We start from the raw sequence: 26,784 nt of genomic DNA, 5'->3' as shown, positions 1-26,784 counted from the left end.
AGACGTTCTTTGAGGACTCGAAGCAGGATCTCGGCTTGGGAGACTGCGAGCTGCAGACTGACGGAGGTGCCAGTCGCCACTGGCACCTCCTGATGGCTGCCTACAGTCTCGTTCGTCTTGATCCCGATTCGAGCGCCTTGGGAACGGTTCGCTCGAAGGCGTCATCGCTTCGAGCGAACCTCGAACACTCCCTGAAGGAAGCCGTCTACAACCTTCTCTCGTGGGTTCGAGACAACGATGGCCGCGGTGTTGATGACCTCATGACCGAGATCGACCATCTCTTCGTTCACTCAACAACCGAGGCTAGCGTGCAAAGCTGAGATCTAAGATAGAGCAATGGCTCTCACAGATGTTATACTGACAGAGGAGAGATCACGATCACATCAAAGGAAGTTATCTTAGAAACATATCTAAGAGTGTAGTATTAGGTTCTCATCTAAGTCACTCAGCTAAGAGACGCATCTAAGAAGAGGAGTCAATATACTGCAGAAGATCTTCTCGAGTTCTCCGCATCCAAGCTGTGGAACGTCGGCCGCTACTACATCCAAGGCGATGGGACGAAGACGGTGAAAGCTCAGACGAATCTGATCTTAAATCGGAGTTGAAAGATCACGAACGCTACAGTAACCTGCATCTCAGCCAAGTCAGCGAGTTCTCCCGGAACCCGGTGAGGTGTTCACCAGTTGGGTCGGCAAGCGCGAAACCGAGAACACGAAAGCGAATCCGCCCGGCTACCGCAACACGTAACAGCGAACACCCACTCAGCGGTCACGTTCAAGCAGGCTGGCTTCAAGCACGACGCCGCGAACAACTGTCTCAGACTCTCGAAGAGTTGAAACCTCAAGGACGGTTGCTCCGACTTCGCACTCTGTGAGTACGAGGTCATTGGCCCGCCTGCAACGACGATCGAGAACGTTCAACAAGTTCGTGCCGTGTACGAACACGGCGAGGGGCGATTGCATCTCGTCTGTCGTGTCGAGATCGACGTGCCCGATTCACCCGGCGACGGATTGCCGGGATTGACCTCGAGATCTGCAGCATCGCCGCCGTGTCTTTGGCGACGAATCCGTGGTGTACCCCAGTAGGGAACTCAAAGAAGACGAATACTACTTCGCCAAGAAACGCGCCAATGCGACACGCGTTCGTCACGGGAAGCGCGACAGCTCGACCAACAGCACACTGACCGCCGGACCAACTTCTTGCAGCCGTTCTCGAAAGCGATTGTCACTGAGTGTCTCGAGTGGGATATTGGCACGATTGTCGTGAGCGACCTTGCGGGCATCCGAGAAGACGACGAACCCGGCGAACTCATCAATTGGGACGACCACGGCAAGCCCCTCAGCGAGTGCTCGAGTGGGCGCGGGCAGGGCGGGAAGGATGTCAAGACGTCGTAGCCCACTTCTTCAATGGTATCGATGTCATTGAAGTCCTCTGTTCAGGATAGTGTGCCTACGACCCGTAGTGTGCGCCGTTGAGCACCCATGGATCACAGAGCACTGATGTATCGTCGTCTTTGATGGGGACCGCGGCCGATTCGCGCTCTGTATCCTGCATAGCTCCCCCGAAGAAAAGAAATCATTTTGTTATTCGATTGGTATTAGATACCGTGTAATGATTTCGTTTTTGATAAGATGAGCGTATTGAGTGTACGCTTCTCTGTATCTGTAGATGGCTTGCGATAAAATGAAAGCGTAACTAGATATCGTGGTTGAAAAACTTAGTTTTTGATATTATATGATTGTTGTGTGGGTGAGGCATTCAAGGCCATTGTTGACGGTACATCTTCGATCTCGTTGGCTCCCAATCGCTTGATTTACGTAGTAATTGGCCTCAACGACGCGGATAACCGTGCTATCAAAGCAGAGTCTGAAGCTAACTATCAGCAACTCTGTTATACTAGTTGAGATAACCAATGCTCGCGTTCAAAATGCAATGACATATACTCTCTTTGAGAATATGGGTCGGGAGTTCACTAATAAACACATTATTCTTGGAATTAATGTATGCGTCCTCAATCATACACCAATATTTGTATACAAACACACTCGATTTCTCTGTCTGGTAGAATTAACTAATACAAAGGCTTCCCAGAGTTCGTGTGTGATCACCGAACAAGAGATTCTAGTCACGGGCGCTGGTTCAATCGGCCGGTCACTGATTCCGCGGCTTCTCGAGCGGAATCCGGAACGGCTGCGAATTCTCGACAACGACGAGTCCAGACTTGCCAGACTGCAGACACAGTTTGACGACGATCGGCTGCAGTTCGTTGTCGGTGACATTAGGGACGAGAGCTGTCTCGAGCGAGCGATGCAGTGCATCGATGCCGTGATCCACACCGCGGCAATGAAACATGTTGACGTCTGTCAGCATGACCCGTACGAGGCCGTCAAGACGAACGTCATCGGCCTTCAGAACGTCGTCGATACGGCACTCGACGCAGGTGTCGAGCGGGTCGTTTTCACAAGCAGCGATAAGGCGGTGAACCCTGCAAACGCGATGGGAACGACCAAGCTCCTCGGCGAACAGTTGATATCATCTAGACGAATAGGCTCGGACCGATCCGAACTCCGGCTCGCGTCCGTTCGATTCGGCAACGTCATTAATTCCTCACAGTCGGTGATTCCCATCTTTGCTGACCAGATTCGATCGGGTGGCCCAGTTACGCTGACTGACAAACGAATGACGCGATTTTTCCTCACGTACGACGACGTGTTCTCCCTCGTTATGCAATCACTCGATCGGGCCCGGGACGGCGAAGTATTCGTCTACAAAATGCCTGCGATCCGAATCATCGATCTCGCGAACGCGATGATTGAGACGATCGCTCCGGAGTATGGGTATGATCCCAGCAACATTGAGATCGAACTGATTGGTCCTCGGATCGGTGAAACCTTCCACGAGGAAATTATGACGGAACGCGAGATAAATAGGGCGTATGAAACCGATTCACTATATGCGATTCAGCCGGAGTCAGCAAGCAACGACCCTGCTGACTCCTTGTCTGATTTTACCCCTGCGACCGACATCATCCGTTCGTCGGGGGACGCCGAGAAACTGGACAAGTCGGAGATCGTCTCACTGCTCCGAAACACGGGGCCAAAAGCACGCAACGACGGCAAACGGTTCGTCGAAGCGCAGCAGGCTTGATCGTCCGGCTTCGGCTACCGTATAGCCATATCGAATGTCCTTGCGAGCTACTATGATTTGCCCTATTTGTCAGTTACATCGCAATCACGTCCTGCCATTTTCCGTTATATACGGTGGGAAATGAAACGAAAATGGCAGAGGAGTGCGAACGGTCAAGGTGGTCGTTTCGACCCGCACGAACTATCCGCGATGTTTGAACCTCCAACGGATGGGATGGCGTTCAGACATATCCGAGGGCACTCAATCGGTCCTCAACCACGTCGTCATTGGGCTCTGTTTCGTCCTGCTGGGGTGGTTCCGAAATGATTCGGCGTCGATCGGCAGTCTCGAGTTCAAGCCATGGGACGGTCCGAACTTCATCGCGGTTGAGCCCGCGTGGGTGGCCGTACATACGCATTGGAATCGGGAAGCCTCGCTCGCCGATCAGGTTGCCATGGTCGGAGGTGACGACACTCTTCCCAGACAGTATCTCGAGCAGCCGTTCGACGTGGGGAAAGAGGAGATCGAGGTTTTCCCGGTAAGCCGTGAGCACCGTCTCAGCGTCCACAGTATCCTCGTAAATAAGGCCGAACCAGGGATTAGGCGCGTCGCTTCGCTCTGCCGCATCGAGATCTTTGATACCCATGTGATCGAACGTCTGGCCAGTTGGTCCGAGGAACGGAAAGTGTGGCTGCATGAAGTGAACGATCAAGCGCTTTTCGGGATAGCGATCGAGGGCTTTGATTGCCTCCTCGACAACTGCCGCTGGTCGAACTGTGCCTGCCTCCTCGTCCCAGCGAGTTTCGAGCAAGTTCTCGACGGCGTGGAAGGTGTTGTCTGGGAGTTCGTAGACGTGTGGATTGGCTGTTACATAGACTGTGTCGTGGAGCGTGCGGCCGGCGAAGTTCGCGTTCATGAATTCCCAACTGTCGCTGCCCTTCGAGCGGACCGACTGAAGGTCTCCATCGAGCTGATTCCGCGCGTCGAACAGGTCGTATCGACAGGCATCAAGGAGTATCAGATTGTCCCAGTCGGCGGCGATTATATCGATGTTCTCGTCCGTTCCGCTCAGAGCGTTCAGCACGCGTCGGGACCGGGAGTTAATCCGCAGCGTCCAGTTGAACAGTTCCCGGCGCAGCAGACGCGGGTTCTCGAATACTCGTCTGAGGTTCTCGACGGAGTAGCGGTCAGGCAGAATCGTGGGCACCATATGGAACGACATGAGTCACAGAAGCTATTGTAATGTCGACGAAACAACCGCGTATCCGATACATACACGATCGTACGACACAGGAGGATGCCGAAAGCTTGTTACCGCCACTCCTGATTCACGTCGCGGCTGATACAGAGGCCGATTACGACGAAGCCGTAGCCGGATCTAGTTTTGATAGGCAAGGGTATTCTGAGCCGTAATGACCGCACTACTAACTGGTCGATACTGGAAAATGCGCTGAATGTCAGAACAATCGTCTTCCACACTCAACTCTCTCCGATCGGTCGCTGACGGCGCGTCGCTTCACTACGTCGGGATGCTCGTAATAAATCTCGCCGGATTTCTCTTGACGCTCGTTCTGACTCGTACGCTCGGTGCGACCATCTATGGTATCTACGCCTACGGGACGATGGTACTCCAGTCGGTATTGACTGTCTCGAACTTCGGGACCGATGTTTCAGCAACGCGGTATCTCGCCGCGAATCGCAGCGATCCAGCCTACCAAAACCGCATCCTCGGACTTGCGTATGCGACAACACTTGGCGTCAGTCTCGTGGTTGCGGTTTTCCTCTTTGTAATGGCACCGACGATCAACGCCTACACTCTCGAGGAACCACTGTTCGAGCCAGCCATGCGGGTGTTTGCGGTCGCGTTGCCGTTCCAGGCGCTGACCTATGTTGTTTCGAGTACGTTTCGCGGTCTCGAAATGGCCGTCGGAAAGACTGTCGTTGCCGTCCTTGGTCCGGTCGCCCAGTTGATCGCCATCGTGGCTGCGGTGGCGGTCGGCTACTCCGTGCTTGGAGTCGCCGCGGCGTACGCAGTCGCCTGTCTCGTTGCGTTCTCGATTGCATTCTGGTACGTCCTCGCTCAATCCGACCTCCGACCCGAGTTCAACTTTTCGCGTCGCGAGGCGCTCGACTTCTACGACTACTCAGCACCACTGACGCTGTCCAAGGCAGGGAACTTTCTGTTCAAGCGGATTGACGTGTTCATGGTTGGGATCTTTCTCGCAGCTGCCGATGTCGGTATCTACAACGTCGCGGTCCTGATCGCGACGATTCTCGCGATGCCGCTAATCGGTATCAACCAGTTGTTTCCACCGGTGGCATCGCGACTTCACTCAGAAGGGGCGATCGACGAACTCGAGTCCGTATACGCGACGGTAACCCGCTGGTCGATCACAGCCTCGATCATCTTGGCGCTGCCGGTCGTCGTCTATCGCACCGAAATCCTCGCCCTGTTCGGCCCAGAATTCGTCGCGGGGACAACCGTTGTGATTTTGTTCGTCGCTGCCCAGCTGTTCAACGCCGCTTCCGGTCCGGCCAATGATCTGCTGACGATGACTGACCATCAGTATCTTGTCATGGTGAACCATCTCGTGTTTGGCGGCCTCAATGTCGGTCTCAACTATCTTTTCATCCTCGAGTTTGGGATGATTGGGGCAGCACTTGCGACCGCGAGTATACTCGCTGCGTTGAACGTCCTCCGGGTCGCTCAGGTCTGGTATCTCGAGGGGCTATTCGCCTACTCTGCGACACTGTGGAAGCCGCTTGCAGCCGCAACCCTCGCTGCCGTGATCATGTGGCTCGCCGGGTTGTACGCTGATGGATTGGTACTTGTATTCGTCGGCAGCACCGCCGGCGTCGCTGCGTATTTGGTGTCTCTCTATCAACTCGGACTCAACGACCGGGATCGTGAACTCGCCGGTGAGTACCTTGGCCTGATGGGATGAGGTAGAATCCTGATTGGCAACTATTTATTCTTGCCTATAGATATAACTCGGAGAGAACGATATCCGTATGTAGAACATAGGTAAGTGGTGTTGAATATTTCTAATTTGATTGTTTGCCACACTAAACGGTACCATGGACGGGACAGCAGTCAGCCAGGACTTCGACGCAACGGCTCCTGGAGAGGTACCACCACCGTTGATACAGTCGTTTCTCGACCCCAAGCCCAGTTTCGGCACCGAGAACAGCTGTGGAGCCGTACCGGGAGATCACGTGAGGTGAGATGGATGACAGAGACACTTGACGTCGTAGCCATCGGCAGTGCGCTACTGGACAAACAGTACTCGGTCTCGAATCTCCCGGAACCCGACGGCGGAGCCTTCGCGTCCGACGAGTCAGTGGCGTTTGGCGGCGTCGCCGCGAATGTGGCAGTGGCGCTTTCGCGACTGGGGCGCTCGACTGGCGTCGTCGTCCGACTTGGCGACGATGATGTCGCCGACGCGGTCGCAAATAACCTCCGTGAGGAAGGTATCACGCTCGATCACGTCAGACGAGGGAACCAACCGTCGACCTACTGTATGGTCTTTTCCGACTCCGACGGGGAGCGGACGATCGTCACTCGGAGCGGAGCGGCCAAGAACCTTCGACTGACGGATCACGACGAAACGATCCTTCGATCAGCCAAATTCGTGTTCGCCAATGGGTATTGTCCGGACCGAGTCACGAGCAGGCTGGGCGAACTCGCTGCGAACGGCTCGATTCGACTCGCGTTCGACCTCGCTAGCCCGCTCGACGGATTGAAAGACCGCGGGACCGAGCGCGAAACGATTGACGCTCTACTCCCGCATCTTGAACTATTCGTTGCCAATGAGACGTCGGTTCGGTCCTATCTCGAGGCTAGCGGCTTGGACGCGGTCGACGTACTGCGGGCCCACGGCGTTTCCCGTGGAGCCCTTACCCGCGGGGAGCGTGGCGCGGTCCTCTGGGCGAACGGCTTAGTCGTCGAACTGTCGGCGATGGACGTGGACGTCACCGATACGACGGGCGCGGGCGATGCGTTCGTGAGCGGCTTGCTCCACCGCTGGTTGCTCGCGGATGCACCGATTCGCTTGGCCGGACGATTCGCGACGGCAGCTGCGGGCTACAACTGTACCCAGCAAGGTGCCCGCAGTGGGATGGTTGGCGAAGACCGACTCAAAGCCATGGTCCGGAATTGGCCTGCATAGAGCGCGAGGACAGCTTCCATTCTCCAGACGAACGTCGCGTTTTGTCCAGGCCGAATCACCCAGTGTCTGGATCGGTACGGCTGTCGCTCATTTTTTAGCGGTGGCGGTGAGGGTGCCACGCTCTCGCCCTCGAGGAGCCGCCGAAGGCGGCGAGTAGGACGGGGTCGTTCACCGTCTGTCGAACGGTTTCGTGAGCGATATTGCCGGTGGGACCGTGTCCGCCCTGCGGTCCCACCGGGACAGCGGGACAGCAGACCGTCTGAAGCACCACGAGATACCGTCATGACACCCTCTGTATTCAGCAGCTAATATATTACACACAGAGAACGCCAAAGGGCAGATCGTATCGCAGAAAATACTAATACAAGCGTTTCTCTTCGGTGTCGGGTGGATACTATGGATGGAGAAGCTGTCGGCCAGTACTTCAATGCGGAGGCCGACACGTACACACACGAGCACAGTTCGAACGAAATCGAAAACTCGCCCATCGTCGACGGATTTATTGAGCCGACATGTGAGCGGGGAGATCGTATGCTGGAGATCGGATGCGGTGACGGGCTTTTGCTCGAATATGCGCTCGAGAGCACTGATATCACCGATGCATACGGAATAGACATTTCGACGGAGATGCTCCCTAATGCAGGCGACGACGTTCAGGCGGAGTACCGCCGAGCCTCAGCGACGGACCTTCCGTTGCCGTTCGAGCCCGAGTCCTTCGATTTCGTCATGATGAGTGACGTGCTTCACCACCTCGTGGGGGAGAGCCGGTCAGCGTCGAAGCGGAAAGCGCAAGCCGCTCTGATCGAGGCAGTGAACCTGCTCCGACCTGGAGGGTACCTAATTCTCAAGGACATCTACTATCAGAGTCCCGTTGGTCCTGAGACGCTGACCTCGCAGCTGATCTTCTATGGGCTGAAACACCTCCCCCAGATCGCATCGGTGGTCGATGAGGAGGTGCTTCCCGGACTCCTCGTCTCGTTTTACACGTCCGACGAACTTGTCGAATTGCTCCAACAGTCGGGGACACGGATCGTCGAAAAGGAACTGGAGATAACGCCGGTGAGTTCGCTCCCAAGGCGACTTCTCATCGGTAAGTCGGGTTGTATCCGACTGTATGCCCAGAAGAAAGAACGTGGCAGAATCCGATCTGGTTTCTGATGACGCCGCGTTTCGCTCCCTTCTCGCTGTCACGGCTAGTTGGAACGGAAAGTCAGATAACGGAGACCTATGAACAGTATGTTCATTTTATCTTCGTTTTCAGTTCGCCCCGGCAGTCTGTTGGCTGCGGATTATTTTAAGCAGCTATCATATGGAGAACAGCATGAGAATTGGGTTCTATCACGACAGCATCGGAACGAAACATGCAGGCGGCATTGCCGTCTACGCACGACAGTTGGCGGTAGAATTATCATCCTCGAATGATGTCTACGTGTACACGCAAGACGGAGACATGGCACACGAACTGGCAGCGTCCCACGCGGAGATCGTCACGACGCCGAACTTTGACGTGCCAGCGTTCGAGCTGCTATCATCTCTGCCACTCCCGGTCAGTTCGCAGCCACTCACCAAGCTGGCGATGATCGCCTGGTCGTCTTACAACGACGTGATTGATCACATCAACGAGCATGTCGACGTGCTCATCTGCTTTAACATGCCCGACGATCTCCTCTTGTCAAACCTCGTTGACGTCCCAACGATTCGTGGCTTCTTGAGTGATGTCAGCGGAGGTGTTGGAACAGCGGTTCATAAACGATATACTACCACAGACACCAATTTCGCCATCTCGCCGTATCTAGCCGACCATGTCTCTACTTCGCTCGGCTATGCGGTCGATGAGGTCGTTCTTCCCGGTCTCGACGCCGATCAGTTCCATGAGGACGCCGAGCCGGCGTTCTCCAGCGATAGACCGAGTATCCTCTTCGTCGGCCGTCTCATCGAAGCGAAAGGGATCTTCGATCTCCTTGACGCAGTTGCGATGCTCGAAGCGCCCGTTCATCTCCGCATCATCGGAACCGGACACGCAGAGAGTGAGGTTCGTCAACGCTGTCGAGAACTCGATATTGAAGACGACGTCACCCTCGAAGGCGAAGTTTCACACGACGAGCTGCCCGGATATTACACCGCTGCCGATATCTTCTGTCTCCCAACGCACGTCGACAGTTTCGCCATGGTGAATCTCGAGGCGATGGGATGTGGGACACCAGTGGTAACGACGGATCTTGAGGCGATCAAAACCTATCTGACGCCAGATGAAAACGGCGTTGTTGTTCCACCCGGCGATACGGATGCGCTCGAGACGGCACTCTCCGAATTGCTTTTGGATCCGTCCCGTCGGCAGATACTGGGGGCGCGATCACGGGACCGAGCCCGCCAGTTTTCGTGGCGTCAACAGGCCGCTCGGTTGGAACGTCTGTGTGCTGTTGCGATCGAGGAAGCGGGAACTGAACCGAAACATAAAGCGAAAGTTGAATCGACCCCTCCGTGAGGAACGAGCAGCTCAACTGTGATTTTGAGCGTGTCATAGAATCGGTCACTTGCCGACTCGACCCGGTAGTGTGCGGTCAGTACAGCAACCACCTAACGGCTGGTTCAGTACTGACAGTGCCAGACTCATCGGATTTCAACAGACGCTGTCGACTAAGTCTGACGATCAGTGATTGAGTTCGGAGTACGTTAACTGGAGTTCTCCATTGAGCGTGTAGTCACGCTCGAGGACGCCACTGCTTGTGAGTTCGATTGTCGTGTGAATATTGAGCTTGGTAGCGGTTTCTGCTACTGGCTTGACGAGCAGGTTGAGGATACTGATGGTCTCGTCTGCAAGGTCATTCAAATCAGAGACCTCGATGACTGTTCCGAAAGCGCGGTCAGGCGTGTAGAGTGCTACTGAGGGCGGTGGTGAACGATCTCCCTCTACTGGCGAGACGATAGCGACCTTCGGGGGAGATTCCGTCGCTACTTCAGGCATCCACACTCGGAGTTTGATGGACTTCACAGCCGTCCCTTCGCGGTGCCAAATCTCGAGTGGTGCATCGATTATCCCAGCGTCAACACGGCCATTTACCCCAAATTTCCCGACGTCCCCATTGCTGGTTGCGAAGACGAGCGTCTTTCGCCCGCTCGAGTCCGCATGAACGGTCGGGTCGGAGAGTGTCTGTTCACTTCGTATTTGGCTACACCCCGCCATTGTGACGACTCCAGTACTACATACTGCCGCGAGATACCCACGTCTATTCATATTTCTGACAATCTTACGATTAGTGAACTATTTTCTGGTATTCAATGACCGTTCTTGATCATGCACAATTGATGTGTCTGCACATCTCCTTACCGGCTGATTTAATCAAAGGGTCTTGAAACAAACCACCTGCGAGTCTTTCTATGACCCGGTTATTTTAGTTAATTACTGAACACGCACTATATTATGAAGTGGATAATACTACTGTCAAACTTAATTAGAACGGCATAATACAGAGCAAAAACCGGTTGCAGTTCGCGAAAGACCAGTCATCCGATCTCGGAGCGACGGCGATGAAAACGAAGTCGAGTTCAGTCAGTTACTGCGGGCGTTATACTCGACGTCGACGTTCGCGTTCCCGCTGAGCTGGAAGTCAGCGATGTCGCCGTCGAACCAGTAGGCATCAAGTCCATCGTCGACCTTTCCGCTGACAGAGCGGCCGTCGATCTCGTCGCCAGGATTGACCGACGCGTCGCGATAGCTCGACGTAATGACTTCGCCATCGACGCTGAATGCATACGTGGTCCTGCCGTCGGTATCGGTTCCATCGATCACGATGGCGTGTGGCAGCAGTTCCTGCTCATTGTACTGCTCGGGATCGATCCGCTGGTCGTCAACATATACCTGTGCCGAGCCGTCAAGGAAGGTGACGTCGGTGAGCGTCCCGGAGAACCGGAACCGCTGGGCAGCCCGTTCGATCGATCCCTCGACCGTATTTCCGGACGATACCGTGGCGTACTCGTCCGAATCGTCACCCTCAATCGTCTCGATCGTTCCATCGACGGCGAGCTCGTAGTTCGCGGTCGTCCCGTTCCCGACCAGTGTTAGCACGTGTGGCTTTTCCTGGCCGTAGTCGGCGGGATCGACTCGCTCGCCGTTGACGAACACTCGTGCGTCGCCCTCGATGGTGAGTTCCTCGAGGTCGCCGGCAAAGCGGAACGCGTCGCGCCAGCCGGCGACGCGTCCCGTGATGTGGCCGCTCTCAATTGAGTCTCCGTCATCGATCGTGGCTCCCTTGATGGTCGCTTTCTCAGCAGCCCCCGAGACGGTAAACTCGTAGCGCGTGTCGCCTGCCGTGCCGACACCGTCGACCAGCAGCGTGTTCTCGGAGCGGTCCGTGTCCTCGTCAGTTGAGGGGGTACTGGATGCGCTGTTGCTACTGCCACCGCTTGCGGCTTCTTCGCCACTTTTGGGGCAGCCCTCGGGGACAAAGTGTTTGGGGTTCGAGCCGTCACCGTGGCCGTCGTCGGTGTGAACGTTATCGATCGTCAGGTTCGGATTGCCGTTCGTGGCGATTGAATCACCGACCCCGTTCGTGATGAAATGAGAGTTGCGGATCGTTGCGCCGCCGTCGTATTTCCCTTCCCAGACCCAGACGTTGCGATTGGCCGCGCGCGTCCCACTCTTGTAGCTCATGCAGTTGTCGATCGACATGCCGTTGTCGCCGATCCGGAAGGCTGTGTGATGGCAGTCGTTGCCGTAACAGCTGTCGAGCGCGACCGTGCCACCGTTTCCGTTGTAGGCAGGTGCGGAGCCGTAGATGCCGTTGTTTCCGGGGACGTTGAAGTTGACGTTCGTCACGTCAAGATGGCCGTTGTGTTTGGGGTCAACCCAGATACAGATCGAGCGCGTACTTGCGGGCTGTTCACCAGTCGACTCGCCGAAGTAGATGTTTTCCATCACCGACGTTCCAGAACCGGAGTCACAAACACCGAAGACGGCCGTGTTGTAGGGGATAGTGCCCGTAAATCCGATATTCCGGACCGTCCAGTTCGTGCCCTTGGCGATGATCGAAATCTCGTTTCGGTTGCCGAAGTCGATAAGCTTGTTCTCCCAGGTCTGACCGGAGTCGATGGTGATCGTCTGTCCGCGTGCCTCGATGACCTCGTAGTCGTCGCCCGCTGCGCTTGCCGCGCCCGCGCTGACGCCTGTTGCGAGCGCCGTCGCACCGGCTAATTTCAGATAGGATCGTCGATCGATCACGCTGGTATTGTTCCGTTCGTCGTCACTCACTGTCTGTTCGGCGGGACTCGTCGTGTCCCGTACCGATTCGTCGCGTGCCATGCGATCTGAGAGGGGACACTACCAGACTATAAACTTTCCTTCCTCTACATCAGTAGAACTTCGTGATTTTAATTGAATCGGTACTATTATGCTATGCAATTGCCGCATTCTATGCCGGATTCTTATACGACAAATCAAGAGATGGCAGTGGGAGAACGGATGCGCTCTGCCCTGGTCGACAGTATAAAAAGAGCGTACCGATACCATCACTGTCAACACCCGAGAAACGACCGCAAACGCTAGAATCGTGACCTGACGATTTGCCAGTGATACGGACTCCTGTCAGTCAGTGCCGGTGGGCCCGCGACCGTCCTGCGGTCCCACCGGGACAGCGGGACAGCAGCCCGTCTGAAACAGGGTCATCGATACTGTCGGCCAAACGGATCCACACCGATCGTGCTCGAACGACTGGTCGCTGACTGGTATTGACGGACTGAGCGGTCAGCTGAAGACAGCATCGCATCGGGATTCGAGCACGCTCTGTGAGGAGTGGATGTCGTCGATGACGGACGTAACCGCGAAGAGACGGTACACAGATGTCCGATCGTGCTCGGGATACGAATCGAGGAACCGACGGAGTTCGTCGGTCACGAGGACATCGTCGACAGCCTCACACTGTTCGATCTGTGTGCGAATACAGTCGACCGTATCCGGTTGCAGCTGTGACTCCGTCTCGAGGCTGTTGAGTGATTTGACGACTGGTCGCACTGCGTCGAATAGCCATGGATACCGCGAGAGCAATTCGTCTGCGAATGCCGCAATTTCGTGGCGGGTCGACGAGACAGGCACACCGTAATCCGGATGTGTTAGATCCGCGGCTGCAGGTTCGAGCTCCTCGAGGAACGTCCGATACAGGTCGTAGCGAGCCTTCTGGTCGGCCGGGCAGTTCATCGCATACCGGAAAAATTCGAGCGAGTAAAACGGGGTCGTGCTCCAAAAGAAGAACCGATTGCGATCCTCACCTTCGAACAGGAAGTTGACGCCCCGCTCGTAGACGAGGAAGTGGACGTACTTCGACGCTGGATCCGTCTCGGGATACATGCGAAGGCGGTCGCGGACGCTCCGGCGAATCGACTCGGCCGACAGCCCCGTGATCCGAGCCACCTGCTCGAGTGAGAGAAACGAGTTCTCCCGAATAATATAGTCGACTAGCTCCGAGTCGTCCGAAATCGGCTTCGCTGGAGTGAGATCCGGGAGGGCTTTGTCCCCGCCGTCGCCGGTGACGTAGGTGAGGCCGGCGTCGTACTCCTCGCGGAGTTGCCGAAAGAATTCGAGGATAAACGAGGTCAGGAGGCCGATCTGTCCGTTTTTCGTTTTGATGATTCGATCGAGATCCGAACCGTTCGGCGGACCGACCTCGTACCGACGCCAGTTGACGTCGAACTCGTCGGCCAACTGCTGGGCGATTTCGACGTCGGACGGTGGCACGAAGTCGTCGGACACCATCGTGGCTGCCGTCATTGGGAGCCCCTCAGCGTGGTAGCCGGCCAGCACGGATCGGGAGTCAAGTCCGCCGCTCAACGAGATTACGTCACAGGTCCCGTATCCCGATCGCTGGCGGCAAGCCTGTTTAAACCGGTCGACGAGTTCGGCGGCGTTTCGCGTCCGGCTTCGGTCTTCGAAGGCCGGGTCACCGAAGTCGAATCGGTGTAACGCCGTCTCCGTGACCGCACCGCGCTCCGGATCGACGATGAGTTTCGTCCCCGGGCGCAGTCGATTTGCACCGTGGACGAGCATCCGATCACCAAGCGAGTAGCCAAAGAGGAGACACTGGGCAATGCCCATTGGATCGAACCCCTCGATCGGCGCTTCGTTGATGAGATATCGCAACTCTCGCGAGAACAGCACCGTCTCCCCGTCGTGGAAGTAATATGTTGGCAGACGGGCAAGCGGGTCATTGAGCAGTCCGAGCCGATCGCTCTCTTTGTCGGCAGCAACGAGCAGGAACTCCCCGTCAGTCTCGAGGAGCCACTGGGTCAGAAACTCGTCGTCGCCGTCGGCCGAGAGCACGTGTGCGCCGACCGTCAGCAGTTCGCGCTCGAGTGCCTCGTCATCGCGACCATAGATGTGCCCCTCGAGACAGACCCACCGGTCGTCATTCTCGACGATCCGGATCGGATATTCGGGATACGCTGTCGTCCCGATCGAGTGCGAAGCTGACTCGAAGACGACGTCGGCTTCGTACCGATCGGTGTGAACGAGTGGCTCGAGCGAGTTGGCGAACGACTGCTCGTCTATCGCAGGAGTTCGCCCAGTGATGCCGACCATAGCAGTAGCCGTGTGAGAGGACACCATTGTAATGTCGGCGTTTACGAGTCTCAGTTGCTGGCTACAGAATGCGACGTCTTCGACGCTGCTGCGTTTCTATCGAGTCACCACAACAGGAATTCAACGTGAAAATCACACGCGATGACGATTTCGACACTCGTCGCAAATCAGCCCGCTGAACCACTTTCGTTCGCCGCAGGCATGGCAGAGTTGGTGCCATTCAAAGACGAGATCGATCTCTCTGTCCCCCTCGTTTGTGTCTCTGCTGTCCCCCATTCCCCTATCTGTCATTTATTATGTTCAAGATCTTAATGTTTGGCGTGGCAAAGCGCTGGGTCATTCGTCAGTAGCTTGATGATCTGCGTCAGCGCGACCCCAGGGACCCGGTGTCTGACGCTCATTGACCCAGCTCCCTCCGGTGCGTTTCGAGTGGTCGCTCTCGGCGCTCGAGGCGAGTCAACGTCAGCCCCGCAGCAGTGAGCACGACGGCGACCGGCAGGATATGGAGCGGCGTCAGGTCGGCGTATAACCCGCGGGCCGGTGGCGTCACGAGGGTCCGGCAGCCGACGAGGATAATGACAAAGAGCGCCCCACTCAGCGTGACCATCGCCGGGCGGTCAGCCGGTGACGTCAGATGGAGTGTATACGCACCCGCGCCCGCAAAGAGGGCGGTGAAATACAGTTGGAAGTCGGTCACCGGGAGTTCGGTTCCGAGCACCAACCCGAGTGCGATGACGACCAGCGCATAGCCCATTGACATGGTGAGCGTCATCGCAAGCAATACCCGACCATAGAGCAGCGTGAGACGGTGCAGGAGCGTTGTCGCCACAAAAAGGACGACCACCCCTGGGAGATAGACCGGCAGCACCCACGCGTTCGTCAATGAGAGGACAGCGATCAACGGCACGGCAACTACGCCACCGAGTCGAAGTCCATAGCGTGTGCGGGCCGCTTCGACAGCGAGCACACCGGCGAAGACGACTGCGAGGACACCCAAATCAGACAGGATTGTCGGCACCATTATTCGATACCTCCCGCATCGGCACTGCCATCCGAGGCTATCGCCGTCAGTGGTGCCAATTCGGTCGGAACGTGCAAGCCAGTCACCGGCAGCGACAGGCCGCTCATCGCGAGCGTGCCAGCGACTGGAACGATCGCATCCGCGGCCAGCGACGCCAGAACCAGTGCGCGGCGATGAATCGATGTCCGCTGGCTACTGAGGCCAACGGCAGCAATCGCCCCTGCAACGCTGCCCAAGAACACCGGGTGGACATTGACGGCCACGAGCGTAGAGAGCGCTACCAGCGAAACAACGACCACGCTGCTGCGTCGCAGGCCAGCCAGTTGCACGAGCGCGATACTCGCCGTGAGTCCGAGGACTGGCAACAACACTGCGCTGAGTATCACCGGTCGGCCCCCCCAGCTTGCGTTTGGCTGCAGTTCTCGCAGCTGCCGTTGTCGGTCCGGTTTGTATCGGCCGCCGCGTCAGCGGCACGCTCGGGCTCACGCTTGAGCGTGAGATCACGCTCAGCTTCGATCTGGATTCCGTCTCCACTGGCGTCGATCTCGATCGTTCCCGTCACCGTGCCACTGGCTGGCTGACTGGCCGCTGGATCGATCTTGACGGTGACGTCGTCGATTCGCTCGCCAGGCCCGAGTCGATCACCGGACATGTCGAACCGAAACTCGTCGGCTGTAAGCGTGACTGTGATTGGCTCCGGGAGTTGATTGATCACGGCGAACCTGACCGGTGACTGACGAGCGTCGCCCTCAAATAGCAGGCCGCCGTCTTCGACTCCGTCCTCGGTCAGTCCGAGGTAGGCGTCGGCATCGTCGACGACCGCGACGCGAATATCACGATCGGCTTTCGCGGTTGAGAAGCTAGTAGTGTCGACCGCGAGGACGCTACCCGAACCGACGATCATCGCCAGTGTTGCGCGTCTCGTCCGTTTCATAGCCCTCGTGTACTCTCGGAGACTCGTTCCGATATCGAGCGTAACGCGTCCACTCGTCGATACATCAGTTGTCTCGTGAGTGGGCGTGGTACTCGAGTTCCACGTCCGGTGGTTCCTCTGCAATGCCGAGCCGGTTTTGTCGCTCGTAGTACTGGTGTGCGACCGCGGAGACGCCAAAGGAGACGATGACGAACACGAACCAGGACGACGGCGAGAGCTGACTGAGCGGCGTCAGGCCGCTCGTCGCGACCAGGTACAGCGCGCCGGTCAATCCCGTCAGTCCAAAGTAGTACGCGCCCCAGGGAATCTCACGTCCGCGAACGACGTCCATATAGATTTCAACGTTCTCGAGTGCTGGCGTCGGGTTGACCGTGCCCCGGTTGCGATCGAACTCAACGACGCCAGCGTCGTCCATCTTCGGGAGGTGCGTCTGCTGGATCGCCGTGTAGACTCGCTTGCGATCACTACTCGATACCTTCTCGTACTCGAGACCGTCTTCCCAGGCGGCGATCTCCTGTGACAGATCGCCGATGTCGACCGTGTCTGCTTCTCGCATCAGCGTATGCAAGATGTATCGTCGTCGCCGGTTGGACAGGAGCGTGAAAAGCTCATCTTCGGTGAGTGCGTCGCCTTCCGCCCCCGATGAGTCCGTTCGCTCGTCGTCTGTGTCCAACTCTAGCGTATCGGTCTCTTTGGATGTCTCCGCTTGAGTTGCCCCCATTACAGATCTACCATCCTACATTACCCACCATAAGTATTGATGATCAACAATTAGTTGACTGCCATTTCTTCTGTAACCGACGAAATTCGGGTTCTCATCGAATTCGAGTCGGTCGGTCAACGACACTACTACCGTCTAGATGGTCGGTCAACCGGTGATATACCGGTTCTCGAGGGTCGGTCAGACCCAGTTTGACCGCCAGTCAACCGCACCGATACCGACTCGCGGTGGTCGTCGACCGCGAGTCAACGACAGTCCGACCGCAGTTTTCACTGACTCAACTGGTGGTCGACTCGAGTCGACCTGTCCCATACATCAGTCCCGTTTCGGTCGGGCGTGTGTTGACTACTGGACACCAAAAATTGCGATCGACTCCACGACTGTATTACAATACCCCTTGCTGGTCACGGATGATCTGTGATCCCCGCGGCGGGGATCTGGGCGACGACGAGCTGACGTGGCGCGATGAGGTGTGGTCGCCCGTGAGAGACAACCAATACGGAGAATCCAACAATGCAACGACGCAAATTCGTCATCGGAATGGGAGCACTGGCATCGGGAGCAGCTGCGGGAATCGGAACTGGCGCGTTCTCGAGCGTGAGCGCAACACGAGACGTCGAAGTCAAAGTCGCTGACGACGCGACCGCCTACCTGCAACTGAAGGGAACTGGCGGCGACAACTCGCACTACGTCACCGCGGACGGGACCGGCGGTACGCTGACGATCGACCTCGATTCGAACAACAAAACTAGCACTGGGGGCGAGGGTGTCAACCCAGACGCAGTCACGAAAATCGACAACCTGTTTACCGTCAAAAATCAGGGGACTCAGGAAGTCGACGTGGGTATTACCAAATCTAGTGGGGACGAGAGTAACAACAATGAGGACCTCGTCACGTTCCACCCCAGCGATGGCGACTACGGGGTCGCTTCGCTCTCGGGTAGTGACCACACCCTTGGACCCGGTGACAGTACGCCAGTCAGCATCAAAGTCGACACGGAGGGCGAAACTCTCAGCGACGGCGACCAGTTGCTCGACTCGGTAACCTTCAACGCGGACGCGACGCCGAGTACGGACACGACGTCGAGTACGGACACGACGTCGAGCTAACTGGGCTGGAACGTCATGGAACGACGCAAATTCGTCCTGAGTATCGGCGCGCTCGCCGCCGGTGGCAGTCTCACGCTCAGCACCGGCGCGTTTAGCAGCCTCGAGGCCGAGCGCGACGTCGCCGTCAACGTCGCCGCCGACGCCAGCGCATACCTCGGGATCCAGCCCGGCGATGGACCGAACGGCAACTACGTCGACACGACATCCAGTGACGCGCTCGCGATCAACCTCACCGGCGATAACGACAACATCGGTAATGGACTCGCCGGTGGCCAGGGATTGAACGCGAACGCCATCACGGGGATCGAAGACATCTTCCAGGTCAAGAATCAGGGCACCCAGGAAATCGAACTCGAGATTGCCCCGCTCGCCTTCAGCGACGTCGACAGGACCGACTTTGAGGGCATTCTTGGCGTCCTGCTGGTGCCACAGATCGGTCAGATTAAGCTCGGGTACGACCTGTCGTGGGAGCCTTCGGTGAACCTCATGTCCATCTCGACGCTGTCACCCGGCGACAAGATCGAGTTCAGCCTGGTGGCGTTCGCACTGCCCGACAGCGCAGTCGACTCGGTGGCTATCGACGACGAAATCGAACTCACTGCGGAGGCGATCTAACATGGCAGACGACACACCAACGCTCAACAATTACGAGGAGACCGCCGACGTCGAATTTGACCTAAGCGACGAAGAGATCGACCGCGAGACGATCAACGCGGAACTGGAGCGACTCTTCTCCAGTTAGGCGGCCGACACTGACTTTTTTGCCCGTCGGCGTCGCTCACCCAGCCACGATCGACCCTCACAATCGGGCTATCTCGTCGCTGATCTCGACCAATAGTTCTCGACGACCGTCTTGTCGACCGTTTTGGATCGCAAATTGGCGTCCTCGCTCGTTTTCGAACGCAGCCGTGGCCATCCGAACCTACAGCCTCGCATTAACTTTCGGTTTGACGACCATGAGATGCCTCAACGGCTGTATTACAATGATCCGTGCATGCGCGAATACTCTCGAGCAGCAGTTGATTGCCGCCCGAAACAGCCACGCAGGAAAACAGGAAGCCCTCGAGCCATGGATGGAACACCGATACGACGCTATCTTCGAGCACTGGTCGCCGCGATCGATGATCGACAGACGGACGAGCGAACAGGAATCGTCAACAGAACACCGACTGACCGACGACTCTGGCTTGCCGTCGTGGTCGCGATCGGTGCCGACCTCGGAACCACGATCAGCGGCCTCGCGTTCGGCCTCGAGGAGTCGAACCCTGCGGGGGTACTCGTACTCGACAGTGTGGGTGTGCTCGGACTTCTCGGGTTGAAAGCGCTGGTCGTCGGGTTTGGACTCGTGGTCGCCGCTGTCGTCCTGCAAGCGCCGGATCGGATCGCCCCCGATTACGTCACGCTCATCGTGCCGGCTGCGCTCGCAAGCGTCTGGTTGCTCGCCGCAACGTGGAACGCCTATCTGCTGGCGAGAGTCATGATCGGTACCTGAGACGGGCTGCTGTCCCGGTAGGCCCGCAGTGCGGGTTGGGTCCCACCGGCACTGACTGACAGGTGTCCGTCTGACAGCGTGAGCAGTTCCTCGTCACCCGCAGGACACAGGGTCAACAGGAGCAATACCGGTCGCTCGAGTTTGAAAACCGATCGTTGACTACGCTCTCTGGTCGGTCAACGATTGTCTTACAATGGACGTGGGTGACTATTATCGGATCAATACGATCAGCAGCACGAAATAGTTATCTATCAATAATTACAAATAGATGGACATAACTTGGCTAGATAACGGATGATGCGGCGGAGGGTCGAACAGGGGCTACAGGGGGTGGTGCTCGTCGTACTCGTTTCGCTCGTCGCGGGACAGGCACTCGGCCAGCCGATCCTGCTCGGGTTCGTCGAGACGGGGAGCATGGAGCCGACCATCGAGACCGGCGACGGCTTCGTCGCACTCCCGAGTGAGGTGACCGGCGAGCCGGAGCAGGGCGATGTCGTTGTCTTCGAGGCAAAAGAGATCCAGGGCGGCGGACTGACGACCCACCGCATCGTCGAAGAGACCGACCGGGGGTATGTGACGCGCGGCGACGCGAACCCGTTTACCGACCAAGACGGCGACGAGCCGTACGTCCAGGATGCCCAGATCGTCGCCGAAGCGTGGCAGGTAAACGGCGAGGTCGTGACGATCCCAGCCTTCGGGACGGCAGTCATGACCGCAAGCGACGCACTCGAGCGCGTCCAGACGCGGCTGGCCGTTACACTCGGCGTCCGGAGCCTTTCGGGTACGTCGGGACTCGCACTTCCGATTCTCGGTGTTTCGATCGTTCTCTACGTCGTCGAGACGATCCGTGAACGCCGGGAGCCGTCGCTCGAGTCGCACACTGACGACGAGGGCGACGACTGGCTCGATCCCCGACTGCTCTCTGCCGGCTTCGCGCTGTTGGTCGTCGTCGCGGCCGCAGCGGCGATGATCGTGCCGGCCGGCACGCAGTCCTATGCCGTCATCAGCGCGGAGTTCGATTCGGAGCGACCAGTCGTGATCGAGCAAGGGACAACCGGTGAGATTCCGTACCCGGTTTCCAACGGTGGGTTCGTTCCCGTACTCTCCTATGTCGAACCCGGCAGCGATGACGTGGCTGTCGATTCCGGCCGGCTGATCGTCGGTCCACGCGAGGAGACGACGGTGACAGTCTCGATTACGGCTCCCGAAGAGACGGGTCACTATCCAACGTATATCACCGAGTATCGCTACCTGTACGTGCTCCCGGCACCGGTCATTGACGCCCTCTACGTGTTCCATCCATGGGCACCGCTTGCGACGATCCTGTCGCTGCTGGGCGGTGGCACCTACGGCCTCGGGCGTGTCCTCTCTGGACCGGGCGATGTCCGCTCGAGACGAGCGGCGATCAGAAGCCGCTGCAGGGAGACGCAATCGATCGTTCGACGGCAAGACTGAGACACACATGACATTCCTATCGACAGCAACAAGCGAAGCGGGGGATGAGGAGCGACGGCTGCGGCTTCACGTTTTGCTCGAGAAGTATCGAACGATACTGATCGTCGCGTTCATTGTCTTCGTGGCGCTCGGCGCGTGGCTGAGTTACGGCGCGTACGCGAATCCAGGCGAGGAGACGACACAGCAACGTGAGCACGCTTGGACCGCGACAGGCGACGTCTCACACGGCGTCACGGTTACGGAGCCGAACTCAGTCTATCCGACTGGAACGCGACTCGAGAACGAGTCGCTGTACTACACGGCGATCAGCCCGACGATTGACGGCGAGTTCGTTGGGGGATACGAGTCACGGACTGGAGACAACGTCACCGTCTCGCTTTCGGCCGATCTGGTCTACCGCGCGGTCGAACCTGACGGCGAGGCTGTCTATTGGAGCGAGCGAGAACGGGTCGTCTCAACGACCAGTGAAGACGTCAAACCGGACGAGAACGTCACTGCTGCGTTCGCTGTTAACGTCAGCGACGTCGCAAGCCGGATCGACGAGATCGAATCCGATTTGGGGGCCAGTCCAGGCGAGACCAAGGTCGTACTCGAGTTCAACCGAGAGATCGAGGGGACCATCGACGGCGAGCAGCGATCGGTCGCGAGCAGCTATCGGGCTCCGATCCACGTCGAGGAAGGGACGTACTGGATCGAAAGTGCGAGTTCGTACGATGAGACGTACGAGGAATACGAGACCGAGGTTGTCCCTGCCTCGGTTGGCCCACCACGGACCGTCGGTGGGCCGGTACTCTTGCTGATCGGCGTCGGTGGTCTCGGGGGACTCGCGTACGCTTCACGACGTCTCCCCGAGCTGACGGCCGCCGAACGCGAGTGGCTTTCGTACCGCGACGACCGCGACCAGTTCGAGGAGGTAATCACAACCGTGGCGTTGCCAGATGCGGCACTCGAGGGACCGCACGCGAACTCGGCGACGTTAGCGGCGCTGGCTGAGTTCGCGATCGACGTCGACGCTGCGGTCGTCTTCGATCCGGAGCGAGGGCTGTATGTCGTCCGCCACAACGGGGTCGTATACGTCTTCGAGCCACCGACGCCCGCGTCGGTAGCCGACAGCCGCGAAAATGCGAAGTCCGGCGACGACGAGCAGATTTCGTTTATTGATGCGTCCGATTTAGCATCACCGAGCGAGGACGCGGCATCGAATGGCGGTTCCACATCGAAGTCGGATACTAATTCCTCGCAACCGAGAGCTGATGACCCGGTTATGTTTGCTGGATCCAAGACAGCACCAGATGAGACCGATGACGTCAACTCGAGCGATCGAGACGCACGGATAGCCGAATCGGAGTCGGATGTGGCCGATAGCGACGACACGGCCGGTGGCGATTGATCGAACGCGAAAGATGTGCTGTCATAACATCAACCGACCATTATTTTTATAATGATAAAAACCTAAGTATTAGGTGGCGGGAGACACAGAGGTTGGCACGCTGCCACCGATCCAATCTGATCCGAGACACCGCTCCCGCCGGTTCGAGATCAGTTGTCCCAACAGTCAATTGCCAGCTTCCCCCTCCCGATCTCGACTCTTTCGGTGGAACCCATCGAAGGGGGCTCCAACGTCAGCCATTGGCTGGCGTTTTTGATTGCACTGCTTGCTCCCACGAGCTGGTCGTCCCACCAAGATCGCCCGAAGCATCGGCTCGAACGGCTTCGGGCTGTGCCAGTCTGGACATGGGTCTTCGTGTGTATACATCGAGAGGTCGAAGTGGTCAGCCACCGCAACCGCGGTCGCCGTCTCAGCACGGATCTCGTCAGCCTGTGTCGTTCGCAACTCCAGTTGGGACCCGGACGATGTGACGATGGGACAGGCAGTGGGGCTTGAATGACGACGTTCGTCGAACTGGCAGCGGTGCGTTCTAGAGCATTCAGGCAGTCGTCGGCCTCGAGAGTAGCGATTCGAAGATCTTCTTTTGTGCACGCCGGAGGTGTTGATGGAACGTCGCCGGCGCGATCTCGAGTGAGTCGGCGATCTCCTCGCCGGAGGCATCGCGAGGCCACTCGAAAAAGCCTGCGTGATAGGCAGCATCGAGGGCAGCTCGCTGGCGGTCGGTGAGTTCGTCCGTGAGCACGTGACGGACACGTTCAGCGGTGGTGTCAGGACGCGTGGTCTGACGGTGTTTTAGCAACTCTGCGGTCGGATAGGTCGTCTGGACAGCGTCGATGACCTGTCGGATATCTGCACCTGGCGCGAGGTGAAGCGTCATCTGATAGCCATTGTCGTCGATGACAGCGCTCTTGACGGCACCACCGAGTGAGGCGAGCGTCGACAGCACCGGCGGTTCGGAGAGCCGAAGTTCGAAGTTCGTCATCCCGTCGGTAGTCCGGTAGGTGACAGCAGTCCAGTGGGGGAGTGCATCGACGAGTCCATCTAAACTCTCAATAGCGTCTTCAGTGACTGTCCCGTAGACGAGGAATTCGTCGTTCTCGATGGGAACTGTATGGTCAATTTTGATCGAGCCGTCGGCTGGGGCATCAGCTCCCGTGACGTCGAAGATGTCACGGATGCGGAACTGGAGTTCGACGACATCGTCGCTCATCAATGCCCGCTTGCGCTCGGTGGCAGCAATCGCGTGGCCGATCACCTCGCCCAATTGACTGATAACTGCCCGCTCTTTGCCCTCGAACGCGTTCGGCCGGTCGGCATAGACGTTCAAGACTCCGTAGACGGTGTCCTCGTAGATGATTGGGGTCGCCGCCGACGAGCGGAAGCCGTACTGTTCGATATGGTCGCGCCAAGGGTCGTGTCTACTATCGGCTTCGATATCCTGTGTCGTCTGGATCTCGCGCTCAAGGATAGCCCGGCCTGTCGGCCCTTGACTGCGCTTGTCGTCTGGGTCGGCAGAGATCGTGATATCATCGAGATAGCCCTCGACGCCGGCCTCCGTTCGCAGAGTCACCGTCTGTGAAGCGATATCGACATCCCCGATCCACGCGAACAGGTACGACTCCGCCTCGGCGAGGCGCTCACAAACTACTTGCTCGATCTCCGAGCGTGTGGACTGGTCGATGACTTCATCGGTGATACTGCGAACGACGTCGTTGAGATTGTTGAGTGCAGCGAGTTGCTCGCGCTGGCGCTCGAGGGCCTGTTCGTATTCTTTGCGCTCGGTGATGTCCTGTGCCGCGCCGCGGAGTGCGATGATTTCGCCGTCGTCTCGAACTGGCTCACCGATACTTCGGATCCATCGCTGGTCACCAGCAGCCGTGATAATCCGGTTTTCGATATCGTAGGCGTCCCCGTCCTCGATCGCACGGTCGAGGGCCTCGTTGAGGTGGTCCCGGTCCTCCGGCGGCAGATGGTCCAGTACCCACTCGAGATCGACCCCCTGATCGGGTGAGCGCTCGAAGATTCGGTAGACCTCGTCGGTCCAGTGCAGGTCTGGAGGGTCGTCGGTCAGGTCGAGTTCCCAGGCACCAACGCTTGCCAGTTGCTGTGATTGCTCCAGTAGCTCCGTTGTTCGCTCGAGGCTAGTCTCCCGTTCGCGGAGCTGGCGCTCGTGTCGCTTGCGCTCGGTGATGTCGGTCGCGTACACCGAGAGGCCGGACTCCGAGGGATACACGCTGACGATCTCCCAGATGTCGAGCGGCGCAGAGTAGCGTTCGAAACTCGTCGCGGTCTGGGTGGCCAGCGCTGTCTCGTATCGGTCCCGGAGTGGGTCATCGTCGGGGACGGACAGCGCCTGCCAGATGTTCCTGCCCAAGAGTTCTGACTCGGAGTGGCCCAGCAGTGTTTCGGCACGGTCATTGACGTAGGTGAATCGCAGGTCGTCGTCGAGCGCGTAGAACGCGTCGTCGATCCGCTCGAACACCGCTTCGAGTTCGGCCTCGAGGTCGTCGTGCTGGCGCTCGAGGCGCTGTGCCTGCGCTTTGAGTTGCGTAATGTCGGCTGTTGTGACGATGACGCCGTCGTCGAGCGGTTCGGCGTTCGCGGAGAGCCATCGTGTTTGGCCATCGCCACTGTCGACCTGTATGTGCTGACCGGCGACTGACTCGCCGGTCGCAAGTACTCGCGCTGCCGGTCGCTCTGCGTACGGAATTTCTTCGCCATCCTCGTCGAATAAGGGTACGTCGCCGAGCACGTACGTTGTGGGATCGTCCCCACCCAATCCGAGGTACTCGGCGAATCGCTGATTTACGCGGCGTACTTTGCCGTCAGCGTCGAAGATGCCGATCCCTATCGGACTGGACTCGAGGACGCGCTCGAGGAGGGCACGTTCCGTACGGCGGGCACGCTCCGAGCGCTTCTGGTCGGTTATGTCGTAGTAGAGTTCGATGCGCCCGCCGGCGTGCGTGCCGGATTCGATCGGTTTGCTCTGGTGCTCGAGCCAGCGCGTCTGTCGTTTCTCACTCGCCGTGACGCGACACTCGAACTGTTCGATGTATGTATTATCCTCGTAGGTCTCCAGCACGGTGTCAGCAAACGACATGCTGTCTGCGACGGCTGGGGCAAGCTGATCCCTGATGAGGTCGCGCTTATCCTGACCGAGTGCATGCTCGCGCTCGAGACCAAAGTATTGCTCGGCCGTCTCGTTGAGCTGTGCTATCTCGAGATCTGCGTCGATAACGAACAGCCCGATTTCGGCGTCGTCGAGCACGTCGCTGACCGGGAACTCGGCACCGGGCGGTGGCTCTCGATCACTGGTCGATCGATTGGCCGCTGACGGTGGCAGCCACCAGACACGGGCACTTGCACCGACCTTTTTGGTCTTGATCCGGTCGTGCTCAACGAGCCGTTCTAAGCGCTCGTAGGTGCTCCGCCGGCCGAGATCGAGCTGATCCGCCACCTCGGTTGTCGTCCGCGGTTCCCCGGTGCTATCGAAGCACGCAAGCGTTTTCCGAAGACCCTCGGTCAACGCGGAACCTGTCATTGCACGCTCTAGAGCGATTCGAGCGGATAACTCCTCCGCCAGCGGAAGAGATTTAGTGCGTACGGATGCGTTCTTGCTGTTTGTTCATCTCGAGCGGACCACAGCAGTAAGCCCCGACTCGTTCGGTGCAGGCTACCTAATCGTATCTAGTATGTGCTTACCGATGCTGGGTCACTGTGAGGAACCCTACCGATTCGACAGTCAAATAAGCGAATCAGACATTGGTTTAGGCCGACCTAAACCGAAAGAGATTAATTG

Annotated in this window: 21 protein-coding genes and 1 pseudogene; 13 read left to right on the top strand and 9 right to left on the bottom strand. The window is 57.8% G+C overall.

What is annotated here, in order from left to right:
- From BSG09_RS16065 to BSG09_RS16055, 3 genes and pseudogenes are all read left to right on the top strand, one after another.
- A pseudogene (locus BSG09_RS16065) lies at positions 1 to 320 on the top strand (IS701 family transposase); the annotation flags it as partial.
- Between the two features lie 942 nt (positions 321 to 1,262).
- Positions 1,263 to 1,394, top strand: a complete 132-nt coding sequence (locus BSG09_RS21615; RefSeq protein ID WP_262488528.1) for a hypothetical protein — start codon at positions 1,263 to 1,265, stop codon at positions 1,392 to 1,394.
- A 706-nt stretch (positions 1,395 to 2,100) separates the two neighbouring features.
- Complete coding sequence (locus BSG09_RS16055; protein ID WP_092934883.1) at positions 2,101 to 3,147, top strand: polysaccharide biosynthesis protein; 1,047 nt, start codon at positions 2,101 to 2,103, stop codon at positions 3,145 to 3,147.
- A gap of 220 nt (positions 3,148 to 3,367) precedes the next feature.
- On the opposite strand, the gene BSG09_RS16050 is transcribed toward BSG09_RS16055, so the two are convergent.
- Positions 3,368 to 4,336 carry an alkaline phosphatase family protein gene (locus BSG09_RS16050; RefSeq protein ID WP_092934881.1) on the bottom strand — a complete coding sequence of 323 codons (969 nt, stop codon included), beginning with the start codon at positions 4,334 to 4,336 and terminating at the stop codon, positions 3,368 to 3,370.
- Between the two features lie 244 nt (positions 4,337 to 4,580).
- Between BSG09_RS16050 and BSG09_RS16045 the strand changes: the two genes are divergently transcribed.
- From BSG09_RS16045 to BSG09_RS16030, 4 genes are all read left to right on the top strand, one after another.
- Positions 4,581 to 6,071 carry a flippase gene (locus tag BSG09_RS16045; RefSeq protein ID WP_092934879.1) on the top strand — a complete coding sequence of 497 codons (1,491 nt, stop codon included), beginning with the start codon at positions 4,581 to 4,583 and terminating at the stop codon, positions 6,069 to 6,071.
- Between the two features lie 285 nt (positions 6,072 to 6,356).
- Positions 6,357 to 7,295 (top strand): carbohydrate kinase family protein, encoded by a 939-nt coding sequence (locus BSG09_RS16040; protein WP_092934877.1) that lies wholly within the window; start codon positions 6,357 to 6,359, stop codon positions 7,293 to 7,295.
- A gap of 396 nt (positions 7,296 to 7,691) precedes the next feature.
- A complete protein-coding gene (locus BSG09_RS16035; protein WP_092934875.1) occupies positions 7,692 to 8,453 on the top strand; it encodes a class I SAM-dependent methyltransferase in 762 nt (253 codons plus the stop codon).
- Positions 8,454 to 8,616: 163 nt separating this feature from the next.
- The gene (locus tag BSG09_RS16030; RefSeq protein ID WP_223174720.1) at positions 8,617 to 9,780 is read left to right on the top strand and encodes a glycosyltransferase family 4 protein; all 1,164 of its coding nucleotides are present in this window, start codon (positions 8,617 to 8,619) and stop codon (positions 9,778 to 9,780) included.
- A 165-nt stretch (positions 9,781 to 9,945) separates the two neighbouring features.
- Here the strand turns inward: BSG09_RS16030 and BSG09_RS21375 are convergent, their stop codons facing one another.
- The 7 genes from BSG09_RS21375 to BSG09_RS15995 form a co-directional block, all read right to left on the bottom strand.
- Positions 9,946 to 10,479: a hypothetical protein gene (locus BSG09_RS21375; protein WP_223174721.1), complete on the bottom strand. Its 534-nt coding sequence runs from the start codon at positions 10,477 to 10,479 to the stop codon at positions 9,946 to 9,948.
- A 366-nt stretch (positions 10,480 to 10,845) separates the two neighbouring features.
- On the bottom strand, positions 10,846 to 12,594 hold the full coding sequence (locus BSG09_RS16020; RefSeq protein WP_092934871.1) for a hypothetical protein: 1,749 nt from the start codon (positions 12,592 to 12,594) through the stop codon (positions 10,846 to 10,848).
- Between the two features lie 441 nt (positions 12,595 to 13,035).
- Positions 13,036 to 14,862: an asparagine synthetase B family protein gene (locus BSG09_RS16015; protein WP_092934869.1), complete on the bottom strand. Its 1,827-nt coding sequence runs from the start codon at positions 14,860 to 14,862 to the stop codon at positions 13,036 to 13,038.
- Between the two features lie 397 nt (positions 14,863 to 15,259).
- Complete coding sequence (locus BSG09_RS16010) at positions 15,260 to 15,883, bottom strand: poly-gamma-glutamate biosynthesis protein PgsC/CapC (RefSeq protein ID WP_092934867.1); 624 nt, start codon at positions 15,881 to 15,883, stop codon at positions 15,260 to 15,262.
- On the bottom strand, positions 15,883 to 16,269 hold the full coding sequence (locus BSG09_RS16005) for a hypothetical protein (protein WP_092934865.1): 387 nt from the start codon (positions 16,267 to 16,269) through the stop codon (positions 15,883 to 15,885). The genes BSG09_RS16010 and BSG09_RS16005 overlap by 1 nt, the downstream gene beginning before the upstream one ends.
- Positions 16,266 to 16,817, bottom strand: a complete 552-nt coding sequence (locus tag BSG09_RS16000) for a hypothetical protein (protein ID WP_092934863.1) — start codon at positions 16,815 to 16,817, stop codon at positions 16,266 to 16,268. The genes BSG09_RS16005 and BSG09_RS16000 overlap by 4 nt, the downstream gene beginning before the upstream one ends.
- A 64-nt stretch (positions 16,818 to 16,881) precedes the next feature.
- Complete coding sequence (locus BSG09_RS15995; RefSeq protein ID WP_092934861.1) at positions 16,882 to 17,538, bottom strand: DUF7344 domain-containing protein; 657 nt, start codon at positions 17,536 to 17,538, stop codon at positions 16,882 to 16,884.
- 513 nt (positions 17,539 to 18,051) lie between these two features.
- Here BSG09_RS15995 and BSG09_RS15990 point away from each other — a divergent pair.
- The 6 genes from BSG09_RS15990 to BSG09_RS15970 all read left to right on the top strand — a co-directional run bounded on the left by BSG09_RS15990 (position 18,052) and on the right by BSG09_RS15970 (position 22,985).
- The gene (locus BSG09_RS15990) at positions 18,052 to 18,648 is read left to right on the top strand and encodes a DUF1102 domain-containing protein (RefSeq protein WP_092934859.1); all 597 of its coding nucleotides are present in this window, start codon (positions 18,052 to 18,054) and stop codon (positions 18,646 to 18,648) included.
- Positions 18,649 to 18,663: 15 nt separating this feature from the next.
- Positions 18,664 to 19,263, top strand: coding sequence for a hypothetical protein (locus BSG09_RS15985; RefSeq protein WP_092934857.1), 600 nt, complete (start codon positions 18,664 to 18,666; stop codon positions 19,261 to 19,263).
- A gap of 1 nt (position 19,264) precedes the next feature.
- The gene (locus BSG09_RS21610) at positions 19,265 to 19,390 is read left to right on the top strand and encodes a hypothetical protein (RefSeq protein WP_262488529.1); all 126 of its coding nucleotides are present in this window, start codon (positions 19,265 to 19,267) and stop codon (positions 19,388 to 19,390) included.
- Positions 19,391 to 19,717: 327 nt separating this feature from the next.
- The gene (locus tag BSG09_RS15980; protein WP_092934855.1) at positions 19,718 to 20,140 is read left to right on the top strand and encodes a hypothetical protein; all 423 of its coding nucleotides are present in this window, start codon (positions 19,718 to 19,720) and stop codon (positions 20,138 to 20,140) included.
- Positions 20,141 to 20,434: 294 nt separating this feature from the next.
- Complete coding sequence (locus BSG09_RS15975) at positions 20,435 to 21,595, top strand: signal peptidase I (RefSeq protein ID WP_092934853.1); 1,161 nt, start codon at positions 20,435 to 20,437, stop codon at positions 21,593 to 21,595.
- A gap of 7 nt (positions 21,596 to 21,602) precedes the next feature.
- Positions 21,603 to 22,985 (top strand): DUF5305 domain-containing protein, encoded by a 1,383-nt coding sequence (locus BSG09_RS15970; protein WP_223174722.1) that lies wholly within the window; start codon positions 21,603 to 21,605, stop codon positions 22,983 to 22,985.
- A 538-nt stretch (positions 22,986 to 23,523) separates the two neighbouring features.
- Here BSG09_RS15970 and BSG09_RS15965 read toward each other — a convergent pair.
- Positions 23,524 to 26,526: a PAS domain S-box protein gene (locus BSG09_RS15965; protein ID WP_223174723.1), complete on the bottom strand. Its 3,003-nt coding sequence runs from the start codon at positions 26,524 to 26,526 to the stop codon at positions 23,524 to 23,526.
- Positions 26,527 to 26,784 lie beyond the last annotated feature (258 nt).

Origin of the sequence: Natrinema hispanicum (assembly GCF_900111485.1) — an archaeon.
In the GTDB taxonomy this organism is placed as follows: Archaea; Halobacteriota; Halobacteria; order Halobacteriales; family Natrialbaceae; genus Natrinema; species Natrinema hispanicum_A.
This window is presented reverse-complemented; position numbering and strand designations above follow the sequence as displayed.